This is a genomic window from Streptomyces sp. MZ04 (assembly GCF_004684775.1).
Lineage (GTDB): Bacteria > Actinomycetota > Actinomycetes > Streptomycetales > Streptomycetaceae > Streptomyces.
On record NZ_SRIC01000445.1, the window covers coordinates 1 to 4,432 of the forward strand.

Annotated in this window: 4 protein-coding genes; 3 read left to right on the top strand and 1 reads right to left on the bottom strand. The window is 72.9% G+C overall.

Annotated features, from left to right (window positions below):
* The first annotated feature begins 105 nt into the window (after window positions 1-105).
* From E2651_RS41455 to E2651_RS41465, 3 genes are all read left to right on the top strand, one after another.
* Window positions 106-1,755: an amidohydrolase gene (locus E2651_RS41455; RefSeq protein ID WP_135336435.1), complete on the top strand. Its 1,650-nt coding sequence runs from the start codon at window positions 106-108 to the stop codon at window positions 1,753-1,755.
* 100 nt (window positions 1,756-1,855) lie between these two features.
* Window positions 1,856-2,446: an SDR family oxidoreductase gene (locus tag E2651_RS41460; protein WP_135336436.1), complete on the top strand. Its 591-nt coding sequence runs from the start codon at window positions 1,856-1,858 to the stop codon at window positions 2,444-2,446.
* Between the two features lie 129 nt (window positions 2,447-2,575).
* The gene (locus E2651_RS41465) at window positions 2,576-3,127 is read left to right on the top strand and encodes a hypothetical protein (RefSeq protein WP_245239537.1); all 552 of its coding nucleotides are present in this window, start codon (window positions 2,576-2,578) and stop codon (window positions 3,125-3,127) included.
* On the opposite strand, the gene E2651_RS41470 is transcribed toward E2651_RS41465, so the two are convergent.
* Window positions 3,124-4,344 carry a glycosyltransferase gene (locus E2651_RS41470; RefSeq protein ID WP_135336437.1) on the bottom strand — a complete coding sequence of 407 codons (1,221 nt, stop codon included), beginning with the start codon at window positions 4,342-4,344 and terminating at the stop codon, window positions 3,124-3,126. The two genes, E2651_RS41465 and E2651_RS41470, sit on opposite strands and share 4 nt — an antisense overlap.
* Between the last annotated feature and the right edge of the window lie 88 nt (window positions 4,345-4,432).

Here is a 4,432-nt window from a genome sequence, read left to right on the forward strand (position 1 = left end):
GCTCCCGCCTCCCCGTCGACGTGAAGCACCCCTCTCGACGTGAAGCACTCCTCGTCACCGCACGACACGCACCACCATCCGCACCACCCCAGGAGTTCACCTCTGATGACCAGCACCACCCCGGGCCCCGCCGATCTCGTCCTGCGCAACGCCCGCATCCACACCGTCGACCCCGACCTTCCATCGGCCGAGGCCCTGGCCGTGCGCGACGGGCGCATCGTGTGGCTCGGTCCTGACGAGGAGGCGAACTCCTGGACGGGTGAGGGCACCCGCGTCTTCGACGGGCTCGGACGTCTTGTCCTGCCGGGCTTCATCGACGCCCACAACCACGTGCGCCTCGGCTCCGACGACGCCTGCGTACAGCTCGCCGGGGCCCGCACCCTCACCGAGATCCACGACCGCGTCCGCGCCTGGCGCGACCAGAACCCGGACGCCGACTGGATCGAGGCCGAGGCCTTCGACTACTCCGCGATACCCGGCGGCCGCATGCCGAACGCCGCCGACCTCGACCCCGTCACCGGGGACACCCCCGCCTTCGTCCTCAGTTACGACGTCCACACCGCCTGGCTCAACACGGCCGCGCTGCGCCGCCTCGGGGTCGACCGCGACCGTACGTCGCTGCCGTTCGGCCGTGCCGAGACCGACCCGGCGACCGGCGAACCCACCGGTTTCATCAAGGACTTCGCGATCAAGGGGCTCTCCCGCGACGGCCACCGGGCGCTGCACGCGCTCGGGGTGCCGTGGGCCTCCACCGACCGGCAGTACGGGCGTCTGGCCAAGAGCCTGGACGACGCGATCGGGTACGGCATCACCACGGTCGTCGAGCCGCAGAACTCCCTGGACGACCTGGCCCTGTTCAGCCGCGCCCGGACGGAGGGGCGGCTGCGTTCGCGCATTGTCGCCGCGCTCTTCCATCCGCGCGGTACGACCGACGCGGACCTGGACGACTTCGCGGCGGCCGCGCGGGACTTCGCCGACGACCGGCTGCGGGTCGGCCCGCTCAAGCTGTACATCGACGATGTCGTCGAGCCGCGCACGGCCGCGCTCCTCGAGCCCTATATCGGGTGCGGGCGGCACCGGGGCGACACGTTCTATCCCCCGCACGAGTTCGCGGAACTGCTCGCCAAGCTCGACGCCCGCGGCTTCCAGTGCTTCGTGCACGCCACGGGTGACCGGGGCATCCGCACGGTCCTGGACGCCGTCGAGCACGCCCGCTCCGTCAACGGTCCGCGGGACGCCCGCCACCAGGTCGTCCACGTCGAGTGCCTGGACCCCGCCGACACCCCGCGCTTCGCCGAACTCGGTGTCGTCGCCTGTATGCAGCCGCGTCACTGCGCCCCCGAGATCGCGGGGCCCGGCCAGGACTGGGCCGAGAACGTCGGCGCCGAGCGCTGGCACAAGGCCTGGCCGATGCGCAGCCTGCATGAGGCCGGTGCCGTGCTCGCCCTCTCCAGCGACTGGAACGTGGCCGAGATGGACCCGATGGCCGGCATCTACACGGCCCTGACCCGACGCCCCCTGGACGGCGGCGAACCCTGGCAGCCACACGAGACGCTCGACGTGGAGACCGCGATCCACGGCTACACGATGGGGTCCGCGTACGCCAACTTCCTCGAGGACGACCGGGGCTCCCTGACCGTCGGCAAGCTCGCCGACTTCGTCGTCCTGTCCCGCGACATTCTCCGCGTACGCCCCGAGGACATTCCCGGCACGCGGGCGGAGCTGGTCGTCGTGGGCGGCGAGGAGGTGCGGTAGCGGCGACTCGCCGCCGGATGTCGAAATCCGGCGGCCCGTCCCGACGTACCTTCCGAGATCCGGACCGCACCGGACTCGCACCACGAGGAGGGACGGGGACATGCCGCTCGAGAACAAGGTGGCCGTGCTGTACGGGGCCGGAGGGCCGATCGGCGGCGCGGTGGCGCGCGCCTTCGCCCGCGAGGGCGCGCGGGTCCACATCGCCGGACGCACCGGCAAGACGCTGGACACCCTCGCCGACGCGATCCGCGCGCAGGGCGGCGTGGCGGAGACGGGCGTCGTCGACGCCCTGGACGAGGATGCCGTCGACACCTACGTCGACGGCATCGCCGCGCGCGAGGGGCGCATCGACATCTCGTTCAATGTCATCGGGTACGGCGATGTGCAGCAGCCGCCGGCCGAGAGGGTCGCGCTCGACGCGCTCGAGGGGCTGCGCCGCCAGTGGGCCTGTGAACTCGGCCCGTCCGGCGTGCGCGTCGTCACCCTCAAGACGGGAGGCGTGCCCGAATCACTGCCCGAAGGCTTCCCCGGGGCGGCGGAGATCGCCGCGGGCCTTCAGGAGGCGACGCCGCTCCCCCGCACGGCGACGCTGAGCGACGTGGGTGACACCGCGGCCTTCGTGGCGTCCGACAAGGCCCGCACCATCACCTCCACCGGCATCAACATCTCCTGTGGCGCCATCGTGGACTAGGGCTGCGCCATAAATAGCTCGCAGTGGTGCCACGCGTGCGCCATGATGGCATCACGAGCGGCGCACCCCTCTGCCTCGCAGGCCGAGGGGTGCGCGTTTCACGGAGTGAGCCATTCAGGGGGTCGGATCATGGAGACAGCACAGAGTCAGGAGCACGCGGGGCCCGGCGCCTTAACCGCCTTCGCGCGCTTCGTGCTCTGCGGTGGCGGGGTGGGGATCGCCTCCAGTTTCGCCGTCGCGGGTCTCGCCTCCTGGGTTCCCTGGGCCCTTGCCAACGCCCTGGTCACCGCGGTCTCCACGCTCCTCGCCACCGAGCTGCACGCCCGCTTCACCTTCGGAGCGGGCGGCCGCGCGACGTGGCGCCAGCACACGCAGTCGGCCGGGTCAGCGGCGGCCGCGTACGCGGTGACCTGCGGGGCGATGCTTGTCCTGCAGCAAGTCGTGGCGGCGCCCGGTGCGGTGCTCGAGCAGGTCGTCTACCTGTCCGCATCCGCGCTCGCCGGTGTCGCGCGGTTCGTGGTGCTGCGCGTCGTCGTCTTCGCACGGAACCGCTCGCGCTCCGCGGGAAGTGCCACGAGGTGCCGTCGCCCGTCCGCGGCTGTGCCGTGGCTGGTCGCGCAGTTCCTCGCGCCCCTTCGGGGGCGCGCCCGCAGCGCACCGGACTTCGCCAAAGCCGCTTAGGGAGCCAACCCCTCCACCGCCTTGAGGACTTGACCGGCACCGTCCTCCGCCTCCATCCGGCGGGCGATCCCCCCGGCGGCCGCCTTCAACTGCTCCTCGCTCACCGCTCGGCCGAGCTGCTCGGCAAGGCGCTCCACTGCGAGCTCCTTGAAGGGGATCGGCGTGGTGGCGGCACCCACGGCGGCCACGCGGGCGGCCCAGAACGGCTGGTCGGCCATGACGGGGACGGGGATCGCGGGGACCCCGGCCCGCAGCGCCGCCGCCGTGGTGCCCGCTCCCGCGTGGTGGACGACCGCGGCCATCCTCGGGAAGAGCAGCGCGTGGGGCACCTCGTCGACGGTGAGGATGTCGTCGCCTTGCGCCATCAGCCCGGCCCGGCCCTCCTGGAGCACTCCGCGCAGTCCGGCCCTGCGCAGGGCAGCCACGGCGATCTCGCTCAGCCGTTCGCCCTCGCCGGCGGCCATGCTGCCGAAGCCGATGAAGACGGGCGGCGGGCCCGCCCGCAGGAAGTCCTCGAAGGCGGCGGGCAGCGCGTTGCCCGGGTCGTGGCGCGGCCACCAGTTGCCGACGACGTCCAGGCCGTCGCGCCAGTCTCCGGGCCGGGGCACCACGGCCGTGCTGAAGCCGTGCAGGACCAGCCACTGCGCCTCTTCCCTCCGACGCCGGACGGCTCCGGGCGCGGCAGCGGGCAGGCCGAGTCGGCTGCGCAGGTCCCTTACGGCGTCGGCGTAGACGCGGTCCGCCATCCGCAGCGAGAAGCGGCCCATCGCGCGGTTGCCCGGGCCGCCCAGGGAACGGGCGCCGCTGACCACCGGCGCGAACTCGCGGGTGGGGTGCGTGGGTTGCAGGTACACGCCCAGGGTCGGTACGTCCATGGCCTCTGCCAGGTGCCAGCCGAGCGGGGCGGTGGTCGTCGAGAGCAGCAGGACGTCGGCGCCGCCGCCGTGCTCCGCCGCGTCGAGGAGCCCGGACCCCAGTTCGCGTACGAACGAAGCGGCCGCCCGCAGCAGCTCCCGCTTGCCGCCGCTTCCGCCCCCGGAAGCGTGCGGGTCGGCGGGCAGCGGACGGAAGGTGAGGCCCGCTGCGCGGACGAGGGGCGCGAAGGTCTCCTGGGTGGCGAGGGCGACGTCGTGGCCCGCTTCGCGCAGCCGGGCGCCCAGTCCGGCGTACGGCGCGACATCGCCGTACGAACCGGCCGCGGTGATCAGAACGCGCATCAGCTTTCCTCGCTCTCCGCGGCGGATGCGACGCCACTCTCGACACCGGATCCGACACCTGACCCGACACCTGCCCCGACCCCTGACC

Coding starts and splice junctions, on each gene's coding strand:
- E2651_RS41465 (WP_245239537.1), top strand. CDS start 2,576: ATGGAGACAGCACAGAGTCAGGAGCACGCGGGGCCCGGCGCCTTAACC.
- E2651_RS41455 (WP_135336435.1), top strand. CDS start 106: ATGACCAGCACCACCCCGGGCCCCGCCGATCTCGTCCTGCGCAACGCC.
- E2651_RS41470 (WP_135336437.1), bottom strand. CDS start 4,344: ATGCGCGTTCTGATCACCGCGGCCGGTTCGTACGGCGATGTCGCGCCG.
- E2651_RS41460 (WP_135336436.1), top strand. CDS start 1,856: ATGCCGCTCGAGAACAAGGTGGCCGTGCTGTACGGGGCCGGAGGGCCG.